The 22,649-nt window shown below is 73.6% G+C and carries 21 protein-coding genes and 1 riboswitch; all 21 genes read right to left on the bottom strand.

The genetic code is table 11. The features are described from left to right. Positions 1–14: 14 nt before the first annotated feature. Entirely contained in the window at positions 15–1,343 is a 1,329-nt protein-coding gene (locus tag CC117_RS08915) for a sensor histidine kinase (RefSeq protein ID WP_407673490.1), read from the bottom strand. 5 nt (positions 1,344–1,348) lie between these two features. Continuing rightward, complete coding sequence (locus CC117_RS08910) at positions 1,349–2,191, bottom strand: TrmH family RNA methyltransferase (protein ID WP_071083296.1); 843 nt, start codon at positions 2,189–2,191, stop codon at positions 1,349–1,351. Between the two features lie 106 nt (positions 2,192–2,297). Continuing rightward, positions 2,298–2,678: a 50S ribosomal protein L20 gene (gene rplT / locus CC117_RS08905; protein ID WP_071083261.1), complete on the bottom strand. Its 381-nt coding sequence runs from the start codon at positions 2,676–2,678 to the stop codon at positions 2,298–2,300. 73 nt (positions 2,679–2,751) lie between these two features. Continuing rightward, positions 2,752–2,946: a 50S ribosomal protein L35 gene (gene rpmI / locus CC117_RS08900; protein WP_026310729.1), complete on the bottom strand. Its 195-nt coding sequence runs from the start codon at positions 2,944–2,946 to the stop codon at positions 2,752–2,754. A 115-nt stretch (positions 2,947–3,061) separates the two neighbouring features. Beyond that, on the bottom strand, positions 3,062–3,580 hold the full coding sequence (infC, locus tag CC117_RS08895; RefSeq protein WP_321572594.1) for a translation initiation factor IF-3: 519 nt from the start codon (positions 3,578–3,580) through the stop codon (positions 3,062–3,064). A gap of 541 nt (positions 3,581–4,121) precedes the next feature. Continuing rightward, complete coding sequence (locus CC117_RS08890) at positions 4,122–5,171, bottom strand: SseB family protein (protein ID WP_071083260.1); 1,050 nt, start codon at positions 5,169–5,171, stop codon at positions 4,122–4,124. Between the two features lie 46 nt (positions 5,172–5,217). After that, positions 5,218–6,078 (bottom strand): MinD/ParA family ATP-binding protein, encoded by an 861-nt coding sequence (locus CC117_RS38820; protein ID WP_116287737.1) that lies wholly within the window; start codon positions 6,076–6,078, stop codon positions 5,218–5,220. Between the two features lie 1,196 nt (positions 6,079–7,274). Then, the gene (gene ribH / locus CC117_RS08880; protein WP_071083259.1) at positions 7,275–7,772 is read right to left on the bottom strand and encodes a 6,7-dimethyl-8-ribityllumazine synthase; all 498 of its coding nucleotides are present in this window, start codon (positions 7,770–7,772) and stop codon (positions 7,275–7,277) included. Further along, positions 7,769–9,256: a bifunctional 3,4-dihydroxy-2-butanone-4-phosphate synthase/GTP cyclohydrolase II gene (locus CC117_RS08875; RefSeq protein ID WP_071083258.1), complete on the bottom strand. Its 1,488-nt coding sequence runs from the start codon at positions 9,254–9,256 to the stop codon at positions 7,769–7,771. The genes ribH and CC117_RS08875 overlap by 4 nt, the downstream gene beginning before the upstream one ends. Beyond that, positions 9,256–9,924 carry a riboflavin synthase gene (locus tag CC117_RS08870; protein ID WP_071083257.1) on the bottom strand — a complete coding sequence of 223 codons (669 nt, stop codon included), beginning with the start codon at positions 9,922–9,924 and terminating at the stop codon, positions 9,256–9,258. Before CC117_RS08870 ends, CC117_RS08875 begins: the two co-directional genes overlap by 1 nt. 128 nt (positions 9,925–10,052) lie before the next feature. After that, a riboswitch (FMN riboswitch) is annotated at positions 10,053–10,183 on the bottom strand. 99 nt (positions 10,184–10,282) lie between these two features. Continuing rightward, the gene (gene rpe, locus CC117_RS08865; protein ID WP_071083256.1) at positions 10,283–10,999 is read right to left on the bottom strand and encodes a ribulose-phosphate 3-epimerase; all 717 of its coding nucleotides are present in this window, start codon (positions 10,997–10,999) and stop codon (positions 10,283–10,285) included. Between the two features lie 105 nt (positions 11,000–11,104). Continuing rightward, a complete protein-coding gene (locus CC117_RS08860) occupies positions 11,105–12,589 on the bottom strand; it encodes an RsmB/NOP family class I SAM-dependent RNA methyltransferase (RefSeq protein WP_071083255.1) in 1,485 nt (494 codons plus the stop codon). Then, on the bottom strand, positions 12,586–13,542 hold the full coding sequence (fmt, locus tag CC117_RS08855; protein WP_071083254.1) for a methionyl-tRNA formyltransferase: 957 nt from the start codon (positions 13,540–13,542) through the stop codon (positions 12,586–12,588). The genes CC117_RS08860 and fmt overlap by 4 nt, the downstream gene beginning before the upstream one ends. Before the next feature lie 185 nt (positions 13,543–13,727). Then, a complete protein-coding gene (gene def, locus CC117_RS08850) occupies positions 13,728–14,279 on the bottom strand; it encodes a peptide deformylase (protein WP_071083293.1) in 552 nt (183 codons plus the stop codon). Positions 14,280–14,388: 109 nt separating this feature from the next. Beyond that, a complete protein-coding gene (locus CC117_RS08845; protein ID WP_084131772.1) occupies positions 14,389–16,866 on the bottom strand; it encodes a primosomal protein N' in 2,478 nt (825 codons plus the stop codon). Between the two features lie 259 nt (positions 16,867–17,125). Continuing rightward, the gene (metK, locus tag CC117_RS08840) at positions 17,126–18,319 is read right to left on the bottom strand and encodes a methionine adenosyltransferase (RefSeq protein WP_018635596.1); all 1,194 of its coding nucleotides are present in this window, start codon (positions 18,317–18,319) and stop codon (positions 17,126–17,128) included. A gap of 87 nt (positions 18,320–18,406) precedes the next feature. Then, positions 18,407–19,717 carry a bifunctional phosphopantothenoylcysteine decarboxylase/phosphopantothenate--cysteine ligase CoaBC gene (gene coaBC, locus CC117_RS08835; protein ID WP_241829947.1) on the bottom strand — a complete coding sequence of 437 codons (1,311 nt, stop codon included), beginning with the start codon at positions 19,715–19,717 and terminating at the stop codon, positions 18,407–18,409. A 71-nt stretch (positions 19,718–19,788) separates the two neighbouring features. Continuing rightward, positions 19,789–20,073, bottom strand: a complete 285-nt coding sequence (gene rpoZ / locus CC117_RS08830; RefSeq protein ID WP_018503033.1) for a DNA-directed RNA polymerase subunit omega — start codon at positions 20,071–20,073, stop codon at positions 19,789–19,791. 87 nt (positions 20,074–20,160) lie between these two features. Further along, positions 20,161–20,703, bottom strand: coding sequence for a guanylate kinase (gmk, locus tag CC117_RS08825; protein WP_018635594.1), 543 nt, complete (start codon positions 20,701–20,703; stop codon positions 20,161–20,163). A 471-nt stretch (positions 20,704–21,174) separates the two neighbouring features. Beyond that, complete coding sequence (gene mihF / locus CC117_RS08820) at positions 21,175–21,495, bottom strand: integration host factor, actinobacterial type (protein ID WP_006540116.1); 321 nt, start codon at positions 21,493–21,495, stop codon at positions 21,175–21,177. A 245-nt stretch (positions 21,496–21,740) separates the two neighbouring features. Further along, positions 21,741–22,559, bottom strand: a complete 819-nt coding sequence (pyrF, locus tag CC117_RS08815; protein WP_071083291.1) for an orotidine-5'-phosphate decarboxylase — start codon at positions 22,557–22,559, stop codon at positions 21,741–21,743. Between the last annotated feature and the right edge of the window lie 90 nt (positions 22,560–22,649).

The raw sequence follows: 22,649 nt of genomic DNA, 5'->3' as shown, positions 1-22,649 counted from the left end.
AGCCGAACGTGGCCTCAGCCGAACACGGGCCCACCGGCGGGCAGGAAAAATCGGAACTCCGCGCCGCCGTGCGGTGCTCTTCCGACCGAAATCGTCCCGCCGTGCGACTCGATGAGCGCCTTGGCGATGTAGAGGCCGAGACCCGTGCCGTTGCCGCGGCTCGCGCCGCGCCAGAACTTGGCGAACACCCGGATGGCGTTGGCCTCCGGAACTCCCTCGCCCTCGTCGGTGACCGTCACCTCGGCGCCAGTCCGCGTCCCGCTCAGCACGACGGTCACAGTACCCGCGCCGTGGCGCAGCGCGTTGTCGATGAGGTTGTGGAGAACCTGATCGATCTTGTCGGGATCGACCCACATCTCGGGCAGCTCGCCCTCCATGCGGACATCGAACCGCTCCGCCGCGGCCGAGCCGGCAGCGATCTTGCCCTCGACGACACGCCGGACGGCCGCCCGCATGTCGACGATCTGCTTGCGGATCTGCACCCGGCCGGCGTCGATGCGGGAGACGTCCAACAGCTCGGTGAGCAGCCGGGTGACCCGGTCCGCGTCGGTGTTGACGGTGTTGAGCATGAGCTTCTTCTGCTCGTCGGTGAACCGGTCCCACCGGGCGAGCAGCGTGGCGGTGAACCCCTTCACGCTGGTCAGCGGCGAGCGAAGCTCATGGGCGACCGTGGCGATGAGATCCGCCCGGTTGCGTTCGATCCGCTCCCTGCTCACCGTGTCCCGCAGGCAGACCGCGACCCGGACGAGAACGCCCTCGGCCCGGGTGAAACGGGCGGTGACGTTGAAGTCGTGATCGGCGACGGGACCGGCGTAGGTCAGCCGGCGCTCGGGCTGCCCGGTCACCCGCGGCAGCTCGCGACTCGGCCGCGAGCACTCCCACCAGTCGTTGCCCCGCTCGTCGAGCAGAGGCATGACCTCGGTGACGTGCCGCCCCACCGCCTRCCCGGCGGCCAGCCCCGTCACCTTCGACGCGGCGAGATTGAACATCTCCACGGTGCCGGTGGCGTCGGTGACGACGACCGGGTCGGGCAGCAGGTCGAGGGTGGCCGGAGAAAGCACGTCCACCGACTCCTCCGTGGTCTCGGACTCACCGGTTCCGGGTGCGCCCTGCGCCCCGGTCGCGCCGTCGTTCTCAGGTGTGTCGTCGTTCTCAGGTGTGTCGTCGTTCTCAGTCGTGCCGTGGTGCACGGTGACGCCGTCCTGCCCGGCAGGGCGCTCGCTCCCCGGGCCGCCGTGCCCCTGAGTCGCCTCGTGTTCCGGAGTCACCGAGTGCCCCGGGGCCGCCACGGACTCCGGTACCGGATGCCCGGGGACAGCGTGCCCAGGAGTGGACGCGACGATGCGCGTCAATGCGCCCCACCTCCCCTGACACCGGACGTCGCGGACCCCACAACCCGCTGCGCCCGCGCTGACGCATACAGGCACAGTGCCGACGCAACCGCAAGATTCAGTGACTCGGCCTGACCGTACACCGGCACCCGCACCGCCGTGTCCGCGGACGCCGCCGTCCGCGCCGTGAGGCCCCGGGCCTCGTTACCGAAGACCCAGGCCGTCGGCACCGCGAGAATGCCCGCGGACGCGAGGTCGTCGAGATCGCGGGCCGCACGGCCGGACGTGGCGAGGACCCGGCACCCGGCCTCCCGCACCGCCGTCACGGCCGCGAGCGCATCGTCGGCCACCACCACCGGCAGATGGAAGATGCTGCCGGCCGAGGCCCGGACGCACTTGCCGCCGAACGGGTCGACACTGTCTCCGACGAAGACCACGGCGTCGGCACCGGCCGCGTCCGCCGAGCGGATCACCGTGCCGGCGTTCCCCGGGTCGTTCGCACCCTCGCAGATCGCGACCAGCCGGGGCCGGCCCAGATCGGCGAGCCGGTGCCCGGGAAGCTCGGCGACACCAACCAGCCCCTGCGGCGTCACCGTCTCCGACAGCGCCGCCGCCGCCGCGTCGGTCACGAGACGGACCGGGACATCCGTCCCGGCGATCAGGTCCGCGTGCCGCACGGCCGCCGACTCACCGACGAACAGCTCCACCAGGGCGCCGGCGACCAGCGCCGCGGTGACCGCCTGGGCGCCCTCGACGAGGAACAGGCCCTCGTCGCGGCGTGCCACCGCGCGCCGTAGCCGACGGGCGGCGGCGACCCGGGCGGAACGGATCCCGTCCGGCTGCCCGAGTGAGGCTGCCACGGGCCGGACACCCGTGCCGCCGGGGCGCCGGCCGGCAGCGGATGCCGGCCGGCCCGCGGAACGGCCCTGCGGACGGCGCGACGTCACCGGCCGGCGCCAGAGGCTCTCAGGCCGCCGAGGTCTCGGTCGCCGCCGGCAGCGCGGCGCGCGCGACCTCGACGAGAGCCGCGAAGGCGGCCGCGTCGTTGACGGCGAGATCGGCGAGGATCTTGCGGTCGACCTCGACCCCGGCCAGGCGCAGGCCCTGGACGAACCGGTTGTAGGTCATGCCGTTCGCCCGGGCGGCGGCATTGATCCGAGTGATCCACAGCTGCCGGAAGTCGCCCTTGCGCGCGCGACGGTCCCGGTAGGAGTAGGTCATCGAATGGAGCATCTGCTCCTTGGCCTTGCGGTACAGCCGGGACCGCTGACCCCGGTAGCCGCTGGCGGCCTCGAGGACCTCGCGGCGCTTCTTCTGGGCGTTGACCGCCCGCTTCACGCGTGCCATGAGGGCACCTGTCTCCTTCGTTCGTTAGCCTCCGGCCCGCGCACCGCCCAGGACGGCTGCCGGGCCGGAGCTGTCAGCGGGACAGCAGGCGCTTGATGCGCCGATCGTCCGCGGAGCTCACCACGACCTCGTCGTACAGCCGCCGGGTGCGCCGGCTCGACTTGTGCTCGAGCAGGTGGGCACGGTTGGCGCGCCTGCGCATCACCTTGCCGGTCCCGGTTACGCGGAACCGCTTCCCGGTCCCGGTGTGGCTCTTCATCTTGGGCATGATCGTGTCCCTGTGGTGAGTGCGGGTGCGCGCCTGGGCGCGCCTGTTCCAGGTACCCGTACCGCTGGGTACCTGTGCCGCCGGACACGTGGTTCGACGTGTCCGGCGCCATGGCCTAGACCTGGGCAGGCTCCGGCAGCCGTTGCGGCTTGGCCCCCTTGTGTGGGGCCATGACCATTGTCATGTTCCGCCCGTCCTGCTTGGGCTGGGCCTCGACGTAGCCGAGATCGGCGACGTCGGTCGACAGCCGCTGCAGCAACCGGATGCCGAGCTCGGGCCGTGACTGCTCACGACCACGGAACATAATGGTGATCTTGACCTTGTCGCCGGCCTTGAGGAAGCGCACGACGTGACCCTTCTTGGTCTCGTAGTCGTGCGGATCGATCTTCGGTCGGAGTTTCATCTCCTTGATGACCGTCTGGACCTGGTTCTTGCGAGCCTCGCGACGCTTCTGGTCGGACTCGTACTTGAACTTGCCAAAGTCCATCAACTTGCAGACCGGCGGACGGGCGGTCGGCGCCACCTCGACGAGGTCGAGGTCAGCCTCCTGCGCCAGGCGCATGGCCTCGCCGATGGAGACGATGCCGATCTGCTCACCCTCCGCACCGACGAGGCGAACCTCCGGGACGCGGATCCGGTCATTGATACGTGACTCTGTGCTGATGTGCTTTCCTCCGTGGCTCGACGCGCGGGCACGACCTCACCGCAGCGGAGCACCAAGCCCGGGACATCCCAGACTCCCGGCCGACATGCCGTGGGAACGGCTCGGCCGACCGGCGACCCGGCTACCGCACGCCAACCGCCTGGGCTGGCGACCGGCCGGATCTACTCCGACGGCGGCAACGGGTGGAGGGCGAACCCCCGCTTTGACCTGGTGACCGGCCCGAACGCCGCGCGGGCCCGGTGCCCCGAAAGGGACATACCGTACCCGAGAACGCCGTTACGACCTGCCACCAGGTGGTCTGCAGCCCAGCGTAGCAGAGCTCCGCGGAAGGGACGATCAACAGCACCGGTCGGGCCTGCGCCAGGCGACGTCTCGGACCCGGCCCGGCCCGGTGCCACGGCCGGCGTTCGCCCGCCGCCCAGCGGGCGAACGCACCAGGACTGCACCCGCGACAAGCCCATGAACAGTCGCAACGCCGGGCTCACTCCCACAACCAGACCACACGCGACTACTACCGCGCCCCCGGCCGCCACAGTGCGAACCGCCGCGGCGGACGGACACCCCGCCCCAGATGCGCCCGTACCGCCGGCACTTCGGTGGGGTCGACCACGAGCACCGCGGCCGCCACCTCGTCGGATCCCTGACCGTCATCGGCCCCGGTCGCCGCCCCACGAACGACGGGCGCCTCGATCACCAGACGCAGCCGCCGCACGATCTCCGCGGTCGCCTCGTCGACGCCGTCTGCCGGGTCAACGCCGTCCGCCGCGCCCGCCGCGGCGCTGCCCCCGGCGCCTGCGGCCACGCCGCTCACCGCCACGGCGAGCACCGGGCGTGCCGCCTGCTCCCGCCCGGCCGGCGGGGCGAGCTCCGCCGGCCAGACCTCCGTGGCCGCCGGCAGGCCGGCCAGCGCCGCCCGGATCCGCCGCCGTCCACGGGCGCCCAGCGGCACGGGGCGGGGACGGAGCAGACCACCACCCGTGTCGTCCGCGACGACCACCTCGTCCAGGCCGTCCGCTCCGGCCATCGCCACCGCCCGGGTGACACCTCGGCCGCGGGCGGCCCCGACACTGTCGGTCGCGGAGGAGGAGATCCACATCCCCTCGCCACGTCCGAACGGCCGCGGGATCCGGCAGCCGGTGCCCCCGGAGCCCTCCCCGGCGGTCGGGCGGACATCCAGTGTGACCGGAGCTGGCCCACCCAGGTCGATCACCACCGCCGCCAGGCCCATCCGGACGGCCTCCGCGCACGCGTCCGGCAACGTCACCGCGACCGGGCGCACGGACGGGCGCCAGGCGGCCATCACATCCACCGCGCTGAAGACAGGCAGCGCCCCGGAGCCGGACGGCGTACGCAGGGTTACCAGGACCATGTCGCTCTGCTTGTCGGCGCCGGTCACCACATCGGTCGCCAACGACCGCGCCTCGACGCCGACGAACACCCGCGCACCCGGCAGCGCCGCGGTGAGCGCCGATCGGTCGCCCGAGCGCAGCGCCGTCAGCAGAGCGGAGTCGGCGCGGCCGTCATCACCCTGCCCGGGTGGCGTCAGCAGGTCAGGAGACATCGCATCGACTGTAGTGCCTTCCGGTCAGAGCCTCGCACGACGGCCGTCACCCGTCGGGGGGATCCACCGCGACCGCCAGTTCCTCGAAGGCCGCGCGGGTTCGACGGCGAAGACGCTGCCAGACAAGGGCCCGGCCGTCCGTGAGCCCGGGGTCGAACGGGACGGTCACCGCATGGCGGACCCGCGCGGCAACATCGTCCAGCCGCTGCCGGGCCGTCCGGGTGAGCCGGGTCGGGTAGGTCTCCACCACCGCCAGCACCGCGGAGGCCTGCAGGTCGGCGCGCCCGGCCGCGGCCAGCGCGGTGAGGGCGTGGTCCGCCGCCGCCAGGTCGGCCTCTCCGGCGCGGCTCGCCAGGACGACCAGGTCACTGCGGGCGAGCAGGGTTGCGGGTACCGGCTGGCTCCACCCGGGCGGGCCGTCCGCGATCACGACCCGGAACCAGCGGGCGAGCAGGCCAAGCGCCGCGGCGAGCTCTTCTCCGGTCAGGCCCGGAGCGGCGAGGTCGTGCACCCCGGCGAGCACCTCCAGCCCGCCAGGACCGTCAGCACTCAGATAGCGCCGCACATCGGTCAGAGACTCCACCGGCGGCCGGGCGGTCACCAGTTCGCGGACCCCGCTCCCCCGTGCCCGCAGTCCGACCCGCTGGGTCAGCGTCCCGTACTGGTCCGGGCAGGCGTCGACGGCGGCGACCCGCGCCTGGCCACGCGCCACCAGCGCCAGGCCGAGGCCCGCGGCCACCGTCGTGCGGCCACCACCCCCGCCGAAGCCACCCACCAGCACGCGGCGGGCGCGCGCCGCGTCCCGGCGGGCGACGGGGAGCGCCGCCGGAGCGGGCACCGGTAGCCGACCGGACGCCGGCCCGGGCACCGTGACCGGCCCGACCAGCTCGGCCGCCCCCGCCGGCACAGTCGGGGTCGGGGTCGTCGATCCTGTCGGGACRGCCGCATAGCCCGTGTTCGGGGCGCCCGCGGGCAACGCGGGCGGTCGAGCCGCCGGCGGCGGGTGGGTCGGCAGCGACCCGAACGAGACACTGGCCTCCCAGGCAGAAGCCGATGCCGGGGCCGGCCCTGGACCTGGGCCCAGGGCCGGTGCCGGGTTCGGGGCCGGTGCCGGGTTCGGGGCCGGTGCCGGGTTCGGGGCCGGTGCCGGGTTCGGGGCCGGTGCCGGGTTCGGGGCCGCAACGTCCGGTACCCACCCACCGCCCCGGCGCGGGTCCGGTCCAGCGCCGGGCGGGATGTCCGCCACCTGCGGCCGCGCAGGCGCGACGGGTGCCGGAGCGATGGGTGCGGGCGAGACCGGCGCAGCGGGTCGCTGGGAAGCAGGGGGCGGTGAGACAGGCGGCGGAGGAGTGGGCGGGACGCCGGGCGCTGGGGCACGGGCGGGGCCGGGGGCGGTGTTGCGGCGCACGGCCGGCGGGCCCGGAGGCGAATCCCCGCGGGTCGCGGGCTCGGGCCGTGGTGCGCGGGGACGGCTGCGGGCCTGGCGGCGGCTGACCGTGGCGCGGCCGGGCTGGGTCTCCTGACTCATTCGCATCCCCAGCAGCGAGACCGGGCGGGCATCGCCCTCGGCGTCGACTTCCGGACCGGGGCCGTCGCCCGTGTCCGGCTCCCCCGGCCTCGATCCGGCCTCCGCGTCGGAGCGCTCCCAGGCCGCGGCCCCGGGATCGGACCGTTCGGAGCCGGAGCCGCGGGAGGACGCCCCGGCGGCCCCGTCACGTTCAGATCCGTGGCCCGTCACCTGCATGTGCCCACCCCATGTGTCGACCGTCGAAAGATCGGCACGCCGGTGGATCCCCCCGTCCACCGCCGGCCGGTCTGTCGCACCGGAACCTCGCATGAGGTGACGCGGGCTCGGTGGGCCCCCCTCGACCCACCACCGCGACCACCGTGCGGCCACCGTACGCCCCGACCGGCGCCCACCTGCGCGGACCCCGCACTGCGCGAGGTCACCGATACGGTTCGAAACCACACTCTCGCGGAAGGTACGGCGTCACAAGTACGCCAGGCCGACAGAGCTGTGACCACGGTGTTACAGCCACACACGGCCCACCGGTGGGCCACATCAGGACTGCCGGCCTGGCGTCGCGGTCGGACAGAACCTGGTCAGGCGAAGCCGGTCACGGTGCGCGCGGCGAGACCGCGCAGGACGACGGCCGTGTCCAGCGCGGCCAGGGTGGCCTCGCGCCCCTTGTCCTCCGCCGAACCGGGCAGACCGGCCCGGTCCCTGGCCTGTTCCACGGTGTCGCAGGTCAGCAACCCGAAACCGATCGGCACACCGGAGTCGAGAGTGACCCTCGCCAGGCCGTCGGTCACGAACCTGCAGACGTAGTCGAAGTGCGGTGTGCCACCGCGGATCACCGCGCCGAGCGCGACCACCGCGTCGTGGCGGGACGCCAGCGCGGCGGCCACCACCGGCAGCTCGACGGCACCCGACACCCGGACCACGGTGGGCGCGTGCGGCACCCCGGCGTCCTTGGCCGCACGCAGCGCGCCTCCGAGCAGCGAGTCGGTGATCTCCGCGTGCCACCGGGTGGCGACGATCGCCAGGGTCAGGCCGCCGGCGTCGGGAAGCTCCTCGGCCGGCGCGCCTGCCCCGCTCATCGGGCCTCCTCGCAGGCCCGGTCGTCGGCGCGGTCCGCGCGGTCCGCACGGTCCGCCCAGTCGGCGCCGGCGCCGGCGCCCGCCACCGACCAGGGCCGGGCCTCGCGGGCGCCGTTCCCATGCGTGTCTCCCCCGACGGCCAGCGGGAGACCCGGCAGGTCGTGGCCCATCCGGTCGCGCTTGGTGGTCAGGTAGCGCAGGTTCTCCGGCGTGTGCGCCACCGGCAGACCGACCAGCCCCACCACGCGCAGGCCGTACAACTCCAGCCCGGCCCGCTTGGTCGGGTTGTTGGAGAGCAGCCGCAGCCCGTGGACACCGAGGTCCAGCAGGATCTGCGCGCCGGTGACGTAGTCCCGGGCGTCAGCCGGCAGCCCCAGGGCGAGATTCGCGTCGACGGTGTCGTGGCCGGCATCCTGCAGCTGGTAGGCGCGCAGCTTGTCCAGCAGGCCGATGCCGCGTCCCTCGTGGCCACGCACATACAGCACGACACCGCGGTCCTCGGCCGCGACCGCGCGCAGCGCCGCGTCGAGCTGGTTGCCGCAGTCGCAGCGCCGGGAACCGAAGACATCCCCGGTGAGGCACTCGCTGTGCACCCGCACCAGGACGTCCTCGCCGTCGCCGACCTCACCCCGGACCAGGGCGATGTGCTCGACACCGTCGAAGGTGTCCCGGTACCCCACCGCGCGGAACACGCCGTGCCGGGTCGGGATCTGGGCCTCCGCCATCCGCTCGATGCGCGGCTCCGTCCGGCGGCGGTAGGCGACAAGGTCGGCGATCGAGATGAGTGCCAGGTCGTGCTCCCGGGCGAAGACCGTCAGCTCCGGCAGACGGGCCATCGTGCCGTCCTCGTTGACGATCTCGCAGATCGCCCCCACCGGGCGCAGACCGGCCAGCCGGGCGATGTCCACCGCGGCCTCGGTGTGGCCGGGCCGGCGCAGGACGCCGCCCTCCCGCGCGCGCAGCGGGAAGACGTGGCCTGGACGGGTGAGGTCACCGGGCTCGGTGCCCGGGTCGGCCAGCAGCCGGATCGTGCGCGCCCGGTCGGCCGCGGAGATGCCGGTGGAGACGCCGGTCCGGGCATCCACCGAGACGGTGAACGCGGTGCGCATCCGGTCGGTGTTCTGCGGCACCATCTGGTCGAGCTCGAGCCGGTCGACCTCGGCGGGGTCGAGCGGGACGCAGACGACGCCGGCCGTGTGCCGGATCATGAACGTGAGCAGCTCCGGCGTCGCGGCCTCGGCCGCGAAGATCAGGTCACCCTCGTTCTCGCGGTCCTCGTCGTCGACGACGACGATCGGGCGGCCGGCCGCGATCTGTGCGATGGCCTCCTCGATCGTGGCGAACGGTGTCCGCCCGCTGTCAGCTGTCCGCAGGGTCGACTCCTCCTCCGGCCGGCGGGTCTGCGGAGCGTGAGCGGTCGCCGTCACGGAGGTGGCGGTCGGCTGCGAGGTGGCCGCGGAGTCGCCGGCCAGGTATGTGGTCATCAATGTGATCCGTTCAGATCCGCGTGGAGCTTCTCGACGTACTTGGCCAGGACGTCCACCTCGATGTTGACCTTGTCGCCGACCGCGCGGCTCCCCAGCGTGGTGTCGGCCAGGGTGGTCGGAATGAGGCTGACGGTGAAGCTTGCGGGCTCGGAGCCGGCCGCCGGCCGGACGTCCACGACAGTCAGGCTGACGCCGTCGACCGTCACCGAGCCCTTCTCGACGAGATAGCGGTCCAGCCGCGGTGGCAGTGCGATCCGAACCACCTCCCAGTGCTCGGCGGGCGCCCTTTCCAGGACGACGCCGACCCCGTCGACGTGGCCCTGGACCAGGTGCCCGCCGAGGCGGTCGGAGAGGCGGACGGGGCGCTCGAGGTTCACCCGGTCACCCACGGCAAGGTCGCCGAGGGAGGACCTGTTCAGCGTTTCGAGCATCACGTCGGCGGTGAACATTCCCGCCGGAGCTGCCGGAGCTGCCGGCCCGTCTCCGGGGCTGTCAGGGGGACGAGCGAAGGAGGTCACGGTGAGACACACCCCGTTGACCGCGACGGAGGCTCCGTGCGCCACGTCATCGAGGACACCTCGACACTCGACGGTCAGCGACGCCGCGTCCTGCCGCGGTTCGATCGCGGTCACCACGCCGAGTTCTTCGACGATGCCGGTGAACATCCGATCCCGCACCTTCCGGTCCCGGCAGCACGTCCAGGACACAGAAGAATCACGCGGGTCCGAGTTGGCACGCTAGCGCCAACCCACGCCGGGACGGCCCAGTCGCACGGTCGACACGGCGGTGCCCCGCGCGCGTCCTCCCATCCGGACTTTCACCGTCGGTCCCGGAATTCCACCAGGTCCACCGGCCACCACGAGGGTGGACGGGTCGCGGACTGTCACCGCCGGCTCGGAGTTTCACCGACCCCGGAGCGCGCGTGCATTTGTCAGTACGCGTTCAAGTGTGGCATACGGACGCTGCGGACGCTCGGGCCAGCGACCGTAATCCTCGTCATTCTCCGGCCGCGACCCGCCTGGGTCAGATCCTCGGGGACGCCGGCTGGGTCCGCGCGGCTCCGCCGGTCAGCCGCGGTGCCGCGGCCACCGCCAGCGCACGCAGCGACTCGACCGCCGCCGCCGGGTCGTCCAGACCGAACACCGCGGTTCCCGCCACGAAGACGTCCACCCCGGCCTCGGCGGACCGCTCGATGGTCTCCCTGTTGACCCCGCCGTCGATCTGGAGCCACAGGTCCAGCCCGCGTTCGTCGATCAGCCGGCGGGCCGCGACGATCTTCGGCAGGACCTCGTCCATGAAGCTCTGGCCGCCGAAGCCCGGCTCGATGGTCATGAGCAGCAGCAGGTCGAAGCGATGCAGATCGTCGAGGTAGTGCTCGACCGGCGTCGCCGGCTTCACCGCCAGGCCGGTGCGCGCGCCGGCGGCCCGGATCGCGTCGGTGGTGCGGGCGATGTCATCGACTGCCTCGGCGTGGATCGTCACGTTCGCCGCGCCGCGCTCGGCGAAGCCCGGTGCCCACCGGTCCGGATCGTCGATCATCAGGTGGCAGTCGAGCGGGGTCCCGGTGACCTTGCGCAGCGCGTCCACCGTGTCCGGTGAGAACGCCAGGTTCGGCACGAAGTGGTAGTCCATGACATCGACATGCAGCCAGTCCGCGTGCCCGTCGACGGCACGGGCCGCGTCCGCGATCCGCCCGAAATCGGCAGCGAGCATGCTGGGATAGATCTGCGCGAGTGCCACATCGCGAGCGTATCCAGGAGCGCGGCTCGCCGTGGCGACGCGGTGAGCTGGAACCGGCCCGGCGGCCCGGCGACCGCTGCTGCTGCCGCCGGGCCCGCGGCCGGTTCAGTCGCTCCGGCGCCGCAGCAGTGCGAGGAACATCGCGTCCGTACCGTGCAGGTGCGGCCACAGCTGGACGAACGGGCCTTCGGCGGACGTCCCGGCGAGGACACCGGCAAGGGCGTCCGAACGTCGGGCGTCGAGGATCGCGATGTCCGCCCGCTGGCGGACCACGGCCATCACCACCTCGGACGTCTCCTCAGGATGCGGCGAACAGGTCACATAGGCGACCACGCCGCCCGGCCGCACGAGGTCCAGGGCGGCGACGAGCAGCTGGCGCTGCAGCGGCACCAGGGCCGCGACGTCGGCCGGCGTGCGTCGCCACCGGGCCTCGGGCCGGCGGCGCAGCGCACCGAGACCGGAACAGGGCACATCCACCAGCACCCGGTCGGCCGTGCCGGGCCGGACCGGAGGGAGCCGGCCGTCCGCCCGCACCGTCCACGCGTCGGGGAACCCGGCCAGCGACGCCTCGACCAGGCCGGCCCGGGCCGCCCGCGGCTCGAGCGCGAGCAGCCGCGGGCGCCGCTCCGCTCGCGGCGGCTGCCCAGGTCGCGACGGCGACGGCTGGTCGGCGGCAGGCGGCTGGTCGGCGGCGAGGGCCCCCGCGAGCAGGGCGGCCTTGCCACCGGGGCCGGCGCACAGGTCCACCGTCAGCCCGGTGGGCCGGCCGACGATCGGGACCGCCGCGAGCGCCAGGGCGACCAGCTGGCTGCCCTCGTCCTGCACGGCCGCCTCACCCGCCCGGACCGCCGGCAGCGTGCCGGGGTCGCCACCGTCCAGATAGACGGCATACGGGGAGAACACACTGCGGCGCGCCCGCAGACCGACCGCCGCCGCCTGCTCGACGAGCTCGTCGGCGCTGATCCGGCCAGGCCGGGCGACCAGGTGGACGGTCGGCCTGGTGTCGTTCGCCACCAGCGCCGCCCGCGCGGCCGCCGCGTCACCGTCGAGCGCGTCGAGCACCACGTCGACGATCCAGCGTGGATGCGCGGTGACCACCGTGAGATGGCCGGCCGGGTCGACATCCACGTCGGGGGCGGACAGGAGCACGGCAATGTCCCCCTCCGTCTCCTCGACGCGCGCCGCCACCCGCCGGAGCACCGCGTTCGCGAACCGCACGGGACGCTCGCCGCAGGTGGCCCGGACCAGGTCGACGGTGGACGCGACGGCCGCGCGGGCGGGTACCCGCGTCGACAGCAGCTGGTAGGTGCCGAGGCGCAGCGCGTCCCGGACCGGGGGATCCACCGTGTCGACCGGTCGGCTGGTCACCGTGCCGAGCACACCGTCCAGGGTGCCCATCGCCCGGAGCGAGCCGTAGGTCAGCTCGGTCGCCAGCCCGCGGTCGCGGGACGAGAGCCGCCGGCCCGCCATCAGCGCGGGCAGCATCAGGTTCGCGTAGGCACCGCGCTCGTCGACCGCGCGCAGCACCTCCCAGGCGAGCAACCGGGCCGGGTCCGCGGCCCCGCCGCGGCGGGGGGTCGCCACGCTCACGCGAACGCCTCGTCCGCGGCCGGGCGCAGGCCGCGGATCCAGTCCGCGGCGGCCATCGGGCCCCGGCCCTCCGGCCGGACCTCGCCGAGGACCACCGGCCCGGTGCCCGTCCCCACGGCGACGACGCCACGCTCGGGCACCGTTATCCGCCCAGGCGGCAGCGGCACCCCGGCGGAGTCCGCCGGGCCGGCCGGGCTGGCCCCGACCCTCACGGGGCCGAGCTTCACCCGCCTGCCGCGCAACGTCGTCCAGGCCCCCGGTGCGGGGGTGGCCGCCCGGATCAGCCGGTCGACCGCCGGCGCCGGTGCGGACCAGTCGACGCGGACCTCGTCCACGCTGAGCTTCGGCGCCAGCGTGACGCCGTCGGACGGCTGCGGGCGGGCCTCGACGGCGCCGTCCTCGATGCCGTCCAGCACCGCCACCAGCAGCCGCGCGCCGGCGACCGCCAGCCGGTCGAGCAGGTCCCCCGACGTGTCCGTGGGGCGGACCTGCTCCGTGAGGACCCCGTAGACCGGGCCGGAGTCGAGAGACGGCTCGATCTGGAACACGCTCGCGCCGGTGATGTCATCCCCGGCGAGCACCGCCCGCTGCACCGGCGCCGCGCCCCGGTACGCGGGCAGCAGCGAGAAGTGCAGGTTCACCCAGCCGTGTTTCGGGATGTCGAGGGCCGACGGGGGCAGCAGCGCGCCGAACGCGACGACCGGGCAGCAGTCCGGCGCGATCTCGCCGAGCCGGYCCAGGAAGTCGGGATCACCGGCGCGTGCGGGCGCCAGCACCTCGATGCCCTGCTCGGCGGCCAGCTCACGGACCGGCGACGCACGGACGTGCCGGCCCCGGCCCGCGGGCCGGTCGGGCCGGGTCACCACCGCGGCCACCTGGTGGCGTGGGTTGTCCAGCAGAGCGCGCAGGCTCGGGAGGGCGACCTCCGGAGTACCCGCGAAGACAAGACGCATGAATGCAGCAGCTCCTCAGCGCCGGTCCCGGCCCGGATCCGCCGCTGCCGATCCGATCGTTCCGACCATCATCACGATCATCGAACTGGCGGCCGACCCGAGCGTGGAACCGACAGCCGTGCCCACCACCGAACCACCCGCCATCGCCGCCAGGAGAGCCAGAGCGACGATCTTGCTGTTCCGGCTCAGCGCCCTCGGCCGAACAGAGGGTGCGGCGAGACCTTCACCGTCGGCTTCGGCTCGTTCGCCCATTCCGCCTCGCGGATCGCCTTCATCGCCGCCCGCTTCGTCTCCTTGTCGAGGCGATCGATGAAGAGGATCCCGTCGAGGTGATCGGTCTCGTGTTGCAGGCACCGGGACAGGATGCCACTGCCCTCCACTGTGACCGGGTCACCGTGGGCGTTCTGGCCGACAGCCAGCACCCGCTCCGGGCGGCGCAGCTCGAACGCCAGACCGGGGAGGGACAGACATCCCTCCTCTCCGTCCATCATGTCCTCGCTGAACGGCCCCAGCACCGGATTGATCAGGTGGCCCACCTCGTCGGAGTCATCCAGGTAGGTGAAGACACGCAGGGAAACCCCGAGCTGGGGTGCGGCCAGCCCGACACCACCCGCTTCGCGCATGGTGTCAGCGAGGTCGTCGACGAGGCGGCGCAGTTCCCGGTCGAAGGTCGCCACCGGGTCGGCGACCGTGCGCAGCACCGGATCCCCCAAGAGGCGGATGTCACGGACAGACACGGCCACTCCCAGAATGTCGTCACCTGACCGACACGGGCCCGGCGAGATCGGATACGCCCATGCTACGGCGCGGCGAGCGGTGCGGAACCCGGCCAGCCGGGCGGCCGGGTCAGCCGATCGCCAGCGGGTCGAGCTGAACCCGTACCCGGCCGGCGCGGCGGGCATCCAGCGCGCCCCGCGCCGCACGCAGTGCGCGGGCCAGCTCAGCGCCCTGCTGACGCCGGACCCGGATGATCAGACGCTCCGGTTCCTGCTCCTCCGCACCGATCCCGGCCCCGGGACTGCTCCGCGCCGCCCGCTGCCGGCCGACCGCCGCCCCCTCGCCACCCGCCCCCTCGCCGGCGGGCGCCCCCTCGCCGGCGGGCGCCCGCTCGCGGGCGGACGGGCGGACGGGCACCGGTACCGGGCCGAGCACCTCGGCCCCCTCGGGCAGGGTCGCGGCCGCGAGCAGGTCGTCGAGCGCCGCAGGAGTTCCCTCCACGGCCGCAACCCGGCTGGCTGGCGGGAAGCCGAGCTCGGCCCGCTCGTCCGCCTCCCGTCCGACGAACAGCGCGGGATCCCAACGGACCAGGGCCTGGACCGGACCGAGCCCGATGTCGGCCGCCACCACCACCCGCCCGCCGCCCGGCCCGGGCCGGGCGAGCGCGGCCGCGGCCAGCCATCGGCGCAGGGTCTCCTCGCCAGCCCGCAGGTCGGGTCGGCCCAGCAGCGCCCAGCCGTCGAGAAGCAGCACTGCCCCGTACCCTCCGTCGGCGACCGGCTCGGCACCAGGCGTCGAGATGACGAGCGCCGGCTCGGCGGGGACCGTGGCCAGCACGGAGTCCCGCCCGGAGGTACGCACGGGCACTCCGGGGAAGGCCCGGCCCAGCTCCTCGGCCGTCCGGCGGTCGCCGGTCACGGACGCCCGCAGCTGATTGCCGCCGCAGGTGGCGCAGTGCCAGCCGGTGGGCTCGCCACCGCCCCGGCCGGGGCCGTCCACCGGGCGGGGCACCGGCCGGCCGCACCAGCGGCAGGCCAGCGCCGCCGCGGCGGAGGTGCGACCGAGCGGCCCGGAACAGGCACGGCAACGCGCCGGACGACGGCACCGGGCGCAGGCGATCGACGGGTGGTAACCCCGCCGGGGCACCTGGACCAGCACCGGCTCACCGGCCGCCAGGGCAGCCCGCGCGGCGCGGACCGCGAGTGAGGGCAGCCGTGCCGCCCTGGCGGCTGGATCGATCGATGCCTCGAAGTCGGAACCGACTGGCTCCACCCGCGGCGCGAGCCCGCGCACAGCCTCCCGGGTGGGCGCGAGACGGCCGGCCCACCCGACCCGGACGAGCGCCTCCGCCTCCACCGACGGCGAGAACCCGCCGATCAGGACCGCGCAGCGCTCCGCCTGCGCCCGCAGGACCGCGACATCGCGGGTGTGCGGGTAGGGCGCCCTCGGCTCCGCGTGCAGATCGTCACCGTCGTCCCACACCACCACGAGCCCGAGCCTGTCGACGGGGGCGAAGACGGCCGCCCGCGTGCCCACCACCACCGGGGCCTGGCCGCGGCGGACGGCGAGGAACCGCCGGTACCGCTCCTCGGGGCCGAGGTCGGCCCGCAGGAGCAGGGGCGGCATCGCCCGGCCGGCCTGGAGGGACGCCAGGGCCGCGCCGACCCGGTCCACATCCCGGTGGTCGGGTACCACCACGAGCGCACCTCGGCCCGACGCCGTCGCCGCCGCGACGGCGCGAGCGATCATCTCGGGCCAGGACGGGCCGGGGGGCGCCCACCAGACCGCACGAGGCGCCCCGCCCCCGGCGAGCGCGGCCAGGAAGGCGGGCCCGTCAGCGCAGGTCGACCAGACCCCGGCACCCTGATCGGCCGGGTCACCCCCATCAGCCCGGTCGGGCTTGCCGGGCTGGCCGGGCTCATCCCCCTCGGCGGGGGGCCCGCCCGCGGGGCGGGACTGCGCAGTGGGCTCAGTGTCTCCACCCTTTCCCGGCGCCGCCGCCTCGGCGCGGGCGTGGCGTGGCGGGACCGCCAGGCGCAGCACGTCGGCCATGGTTCCGGCATAACGGTCGGCCACGGCGCGGGCCAGCCGCGCGACCGGCTCGGAGAGGACGGACTCCCTGGACACCGCTCGGGCCAGCGGAGCGAGGCGCCCGTCATGATCCGAACTCACGGCCCGCTCCAGCACGATGCCGTCCACCAGGCGACCGGCGAACCGGACCCGGACCCGCGAGCCGGCGACGACGTCGGCGGCCATGCCGGCCGGCACCAGGTAGTCGAACGGCCGGTCGAGATGGACGAGAGGGGTGTCGATCACGACCCGGGCGACCGGAAGCTCGTCCGCCATGACCACGGCGCCTGGTTTGCGGGTGCCGGCCGGCCGCGCGCGCCCACCGCGCCCGGGCTTCACGGCCTCGCCGGAACGGGGACCGGGACCGCCGGTGGTTCCAGATTTCGCCGGCCGGCGCCGCGCGGCCCCGGCCGTGCCCGCCGTAGCACCGCCGCCGAGGCCGTCACTGCTTCCGCTGCTTCCGGTTCCGCTGCTTCCGGCGCCGATGCCGACGCTGTCGTCGTCGAGGCCCGGGATCACCGTGCTCCCGTCGTCCATGCCGCATTCGTACCAGCCGCCGCCGTCCGTTCCGCCGCACGGTGGCGCCCCGCCTCGCGGCGGATCACCGAACGGCCACGGAGCATCACCGGCCGTCTCCACCCGACGTCACAACGACAGCGGTCGCACTGCCATCCCGGACAGGATGCGAGGCGTCTCGTGTGCTGTCCGGGACGGCAGAGCGACCGCTGGTGTGTCACTCCCCCCCGGGGCTGGCTCAGCGGCCGGCCCCGGGGACGTGCGGCAGGTGCCGCCGGGCTCAGCCCCGGACAGCCGCCGCGAGGGAATCCGCGCGGGAGGTGGACTCCCAGGTGAAGTCGAGCTCGGGACGGCCGAAGTGACCGTACGCCGCCGTCTGCGCGTAGATCGGGCGCAGCAGGTCGAGGTCACGCACGATCGCGGCCGGACGGAGGTCGAAGACCTGGGTCACGGCGTCCTGGATCTGGGCGTCGGGCACCGTGCCCGTCCCGAAGGTCTCCACGAACAGGCCCACCGGGTGCGCCTTCCCGATCGCGTAGGCGACCTGCACCTCACACCGGCTGGCCAGGCCAGCGGCCACGACGTTCTTCGCGACCCAGCGCATCGCGTAGGCGGCCGAGCGGTCGACCTTGGACGGGTCCTTGCCGGAGAAGGCGCCGCCGCCGTGCCGGGCGTAGCCGCCGTACGTGTCGACGATGATCTTGCGTCCGGTGAGGCCGGCGTCACCCATCGGGCCACCGATCTCGAACCGGCCGGTCGGGTTCACCAGCAGGCGGCGGCCCTCGGTGGAGATCTCGAGCAGGGCCAGCTCGGGCTCGACGACGTACTCGGCCACGTCGGGCGCGAGCAGCGTGTCGAGGTCGATGTCGGCCGCGTGCTGTGAGGAGACCACGACCGTGTCGAGCCGGACCGGCTTGCCGTCGTCGTACTCGATGGTGACCTGGGTCTTGCCGTCCGGCCGCAGGTAGCCGACCTGCCCGTCCTTGCGGACGGCGGACAGCCGGCGGGCGAGGCGGTGCGCCAGCGCGATCGGCAGCGGCATCAGCTCGGGGGTCTCGTCACAGGCGAAACCGAACATCAGGCCCTGGTCACCGGCGCCCTGGCGGTCGAGGTCGTCCTCGGTGCCCTCGACGCGGGCCTCGTGCGCCGTGTCGACGCCCTGGGCGATGTCGGGTGACTGGGCGCCGATGGAGACGCTCACACCGCAGGAAGCGCCGTCGAAGCCCTTCTTCGAGGAGTCGTAGCCGATCTCCAGGATCCGCTCACGGACCACCGAGGCGATGTCGACGTAGGTCTTGGTGGTCACCTCACCGGCGACGTGCACCTGACCGGTCGTGATCAGTGTCTCCACGGCGACCCGGCTCTTCGGGTCGTCCTTGAGCATCGCATCGAGAATGGAATCGCTGATCTGGTCAGCGATCTTGTCCGGGTGCCCCTCCGTGACGGACTCGGACGTGAAAAGGCGCGTCGCCACTGGACTACCCCCTGGGAGATCAGGACTGATACCGACGCAGTTTACCGAGCCTCACTCAGTGGCCGGTGCACCGCCCGGACCACGCATTCAGCCGGACGCCCCGAGGAGGCCCGCCACCCGGTCGAGCACCCGGTGCGCGAGGAGATCCTTGCTCGTCAGCGGAATCTCGGTGGTGCCTCCCGCCCGGTCGAGGAGCACCGCGCTGTTCTGCTCCACCTCGAACCCGAGCCCGGCGCCCACCTGGTTGACCACCAGCAGGTCCACCGGCTTGCGGGCCAGCTTCGCCCGGGCCAGGTCCAGCACCCCGGCGTCGGGGCCGCCGGTCTCGGCGGCGAAGCCCACCAGCACCTGGCCGGGCCGACGGCTCCCGACGAGCTCGGCGAGGACATCGGGATTCCTGGTCAGCGGGATGCTCTCCGGGGCACCGGACTCCTTCTTGATCTTGTACTGGTGTTCCGTCTCCGGCCGGAAGTCCGCCACCGCCGCCGCCATGATCACCACGTCGGCGGCGGGAGCCTGCTCGTGGACGGCGGCCCGGAGCTGGGCGGCGGAACCCACCCGCAGGATGGCCGCGCCGGCGACGTCCGGGAGCGCGACGTTGGCCGCGACGAGGGTGACCGCGGCCCCACGGGCCACGGCGGCTCGGGCCAGCGCGTAGCCCTGCCGCCCACTGGACGCGTTGCCCAGAAAGCGGACCGGGTCGAGGTACTCGCGGGTGCCGCCCGCGGTGACCAGCACGTGCCGGCCGGCGAGATCCGGCCGTACTCCTTCGCTCCCCCGGGCCAGCACCGCCCGTGCGACCGCCGCGATCTCGACGGGTTCGGGTAGTCGGCCCGGCCCGGAGTCAGCGCCGGTGAGCCGGCCGACGGCCGGCTCCACGACGATCGCGCCCCGCTCCCGCAGCAGCGCGACGTTCGCGCGGGTCGCCGGGTGCAGCCACATCTCGGTGTGCATGGCCGGCGCGAAGACCACCGGGCAGGTGGCGGTGAGCAGGGTGCCGGTGAGCAGATCGTCTGCGCGGCCGGCAGCGGCCCGGGCCATCAGGTCCGCGGTGGCCGGCACGACCAGGACGAGGTCGGCCTCCCGGCCGATCCGGACGTGGGCCACATCCTCCGCGTCGGTGAACAGGTCGGTGGCCACCGGCTGACCCGACAGCGCCGCCCAGGTCACCTCTCCGACGAACCGCAGCGCGGCCGCGGTCGGCACGACCCGGACCTGGTGGCCGGTCTCGGTGAGCTGCCGCAGGACCTCGACGGCCTTGTACGAGGCGATGCCCCCCGACACCCCGAGGACGACCCGGGGCCGACGGACGGGCCCGGCCGACGGTGGCACCTGCGCCACCCGTGGTGCTGCCGGCCGTGGTGCTGCCGGGCCCGGACCGCTCGCGTCGTCACCCATCGAGGGCGACCGCCCGCGCCCCGGCAGCCCCGGCACCGCGCGTCACGCGAAACACCCGCGGGCCGGCCGGCTCAGGAGACCGGGGGCAGCGGATCGGTGATGGTCTCGTGGGTGAGGAGACCGGAGTTGATCTCGCGGAGCGCGATCGACAGCGGCTTCTCCTGTGCGCTCGTCGTCTCGACCAGCGGGCCGACGTACTCCAGGAGGCCCTCGCCCAGCTGGGAGTAGTAGGCGTTGATCTGGCGCGCCCGCTTCGCTGCGTAGATCACGAGGCTGTACTTGGAGTCGGTGGCCTCGAGCAGCTCGTCGATCGGCGGGTTGGTGATGCCCTCAGGCTGGGCGACGGTACCGGACACGGTGTCCTTCCGGGGTGGGGCGCGGTGGCGCGGCGCCGGCCGCGCCATGAACAGCCCGTACCGATGGCACGGGCCGGGCCCTGCTGGTCACGCAGTCATCAAGCGTACCAACCTCGCCGCGGCAGCCGTCACATCGTCGTTGACGATGACCTCGTCGAACTCCGTCTCGGCAGCCAGCTCGATCCGGGCACGGTCGAGGCGGCGCCGGATCACCTCGTCGCTCTCGGTGCCCCGCCCGGTGAGACGGCGGACAAGCTCGTCCCACGTGGGTGGGGCCAGGAAGACGAATCTGGCCTGCGGCATGGACGAACGGACCTGGCGTGCGCCCTGCAGCTCGATCTCCAGCAGGCAGGGCGCGCCTGCCGCGACCCGTTCCTCCAGCGGCCCCCGGGGCGTGCCGTAGGCGTGCCCGGCGAACATCGCGTGCTCGACGAAGTCGCCCACCTTGACCATGTGGGCGAACTCCTCGGCATCGACGAAGTGGTACTCGACGCCGTCGGTCTCGCCCGGGCGCGGCGCCCGTGTGGTCACGCTGACAGACACCCAGACCTCGGGGTGGAGCCGACGGACAGCCGCGACGATCGTTCCCTTTCCGACGCCGGACGGCCCCGACAACACGGTCAGTCCCATTGCGACACCTTAGAGCCCGCCAGCGGAGCCACGCAGGTCCGGCCGTGGGCGCGCCTGCCCCCCGACCGCGGCCGGTCCCGCGCGCCGCGGCATCCGTGCCGGTCCCGCCGTCAGTCAACGGAGGATCGTCATCAAGATGCCATCTAACTACGGGTTCCCGCACTCACCTGGGTGGTATGCGGGACCCCAATGAGATCCCGGTCGGCCGTCCGACGGAGGACGCCCGACCGCGCACCAAACGGATGCGGTTCGCCATCGGGATGTCCGGGACTTTGGTCCCAGCATTCGATGTGAACTTGTCGCATCCGGCCGGCGATTGAGTGACTGAAGCGATTCGGCGACGCAATGAACGGTCACGGCACCGGAACGTGTCGACACCTCGCGGCATCAACACCTTCAGGCGACTCCCGTCACGGGCCGTTACCGGTGATCCCGGCAACGGCTATGCGTCACGTAACGCTCCCGCCTCACTCAGGCGCCGGCACCGAACTCCTCCAGGAGTGCGGCACGCTGCTTGGCCCCGAGCCCGCGCAGACGGCGGGTCGGGCTGATACCAAGTCGCTCCCGGATCTTCTGGGCCCGAACACGGCCCACTCCGGGAAGCGACTCCAGAACCGCGGAAACCTTCATCTTGCCGACGACCTCATCGCCATCCGCCAGCTCGAGAACGGCGGCAAGACTGATCTCCCCCTTCTTCAACCGCTCCTTGAGTTCGGCGCGCTGCTTACGAGCCAGCGCAGCTTTCTCGAGGGCGGCGGCCCTCTGCTCGGGCGTCAGGGGCGGCAGGGTCACGGGTACGCCTCCTCAATGTGGTGATCGCGCCGCGCAAACTAGCGAGGAAGAGGCTCCTCGGTCCAGCCGAGCCGCATCACGGGGTCACGAAGCATTGTCCCCACAAGACACAGCCTTTGACTGGATGAATGACCTGCGTCGCATGCGCCGGACGCATTCGGTCCTTGGCGGCCCCACCGTACCGGCCCGCGGACACCAAGAGTGCCCCGGACCTGCACCTACTGGCGTTTTCGCAGGTCAACGGCCTACCGGAGTGGAGTAACCCTGGTGGCGAGTGTGGCGGCGGCCACGGCCGGATCGACCGCGGAGGTGATCGGGCGACCGATGACGAGAAGATCCGAACCGTCCGAGAGTGCCCGTTCCGGGGTGGCGACTCGGGCCTGATCGGCCCGCTCCGCACCCTCTGGACGCACTCCAGGTGTGATGAGAGTCACAGTTTCGCCGAGCTCCGCGCGGACCATGGAGACCTCTTTCGGGCTGCAGACGATCGCCCTCGCGCCAGCCTCCACAGCGAGCACGGCAAGCCTGCGGACGGCGTCCGACGGCGGTCCGGACAGCCCGGTCGCGGCGAGCGCGCGGTCGTCGAGAGAGGTCAGAACCGTGACCGCGGTGACGTGAACCTCGGGCGCCGCGTCGACGGCGGCGCGCACCATCGCCGCGCCGCCGGCGGCGTGCACCGTCACGAAACGGGGCCCCAGGACGGCCAGCGACCGCATCCCTCCGGCCACCGTCGCCGGGATGTCATGGAGCTTGAGATCCAGGAAGAGCTCGGGCGCCGCCCCGACCTCCTGGTCACCGTCAGTGAGCGGAAATGCCGGGTTCGAGGGCACTCCGACGGCCGGGCGACCACCCGGCGCAAGCAGTCCTTCGTCACGCAGCGCAGTCACCACCGCGGCACCCGCACGGAGGAACAGCTCCAGCCCGACCTTCAGGACGGCGGCGTGCGGTGCGACCGCGCGTGCCCACTGCAGCGCGGTCGCACCGTCCGGGGCGTCCAGCGCGACAGCGATCGGCGGCCGGCCTGCCGGCGGCACCCACGGGCGCTCCGCCGGGCCGGACAGCAGCCCGGAAGTGGTGGCAGTGGCGGGCCGGGCTGCCGCGGCAGCCGGCCCAGCCGGCCCGCCGGGTGTCGACGCAGTCATCGGGCCGCCACC

The organism is Parafrankia colletiae (assembly GCF_001854655.1).
Taxonomy (GTDB): domain Bacteria; phylum Actinomycetota; class Actinomycetes; order Frankiales; family Frankiaceae; genus Parafrankia; species Parafrankia colletiae.
Note: the sequence above shows the minus strand (reverse complement) of the source record. Positions and strands in the feature narration are given on the sequence as shown.

Bases quoted from the DNA above. Each gene is read 5' to 3' on its own strand.
- rplT (WP_071083261.1), bottom strand. From the start codon at position 2,678: ATGGCACGCGTGAAGCGGGCGGTCAACGCCCAGAAGAAGCGCCGCGAG.
- rpmI (WP_026310729.1), bottom strand. From the start codon at position 2,946: ATGCCCAAGATGAAGAGCCACACCGGGACCGGGAAGCGGTTCCGCGTA.
- CC117_RS08890 (WP_071083260.1), bottom strand. From the start codon at position 5,171: ATGTCTCCTGACCTGCTGACGCCACCCGGGCAGGGTGATGACGGCCGC.
- ribH (WP_071083259.1), bottom strand. From the start codon at position 7,772: ATGAGCGGGGCAGGCGCGCCGGCCGAGGAGCTTCCCGACGCCGGCGGC.
- CC117_RS08875 (WP_071083258.1), bottom strand. From the start codon at position 9,256: ATGACCACATACCTGGCCGGCGACTCCGCGGCCACCTCGCAGCCGACC.
- CC117_RS08870 (WP_071083257.1), bottom strand. From the start codon at position 9,924: ATGTTCACCGGCATCGTCGAAGAACTCGGCGTGGTGACCGCGATCGAA.
- CC117_RS08845 (WP_084131772.1), bottom strand. From the start codon at position 16,866: ATGGACGACGGGAGCACGGTGATCCCGGGCCTCGACGACGACAGCGTC.
- coaBC (WP_241829947.1), bottom strand. From the start codon at position 19,717: ATGGGTGACGACGCGAGCGGTCCGGGCCCGGCAGCACCACGGCCGGCA.
- gmk (WP_018635594.1), bottom strand. From the start codon at position 20,703: ATGGGACTGACCGTGTTGTCGGGGCCGTCCGGCGTCGGAAAGGGAACG.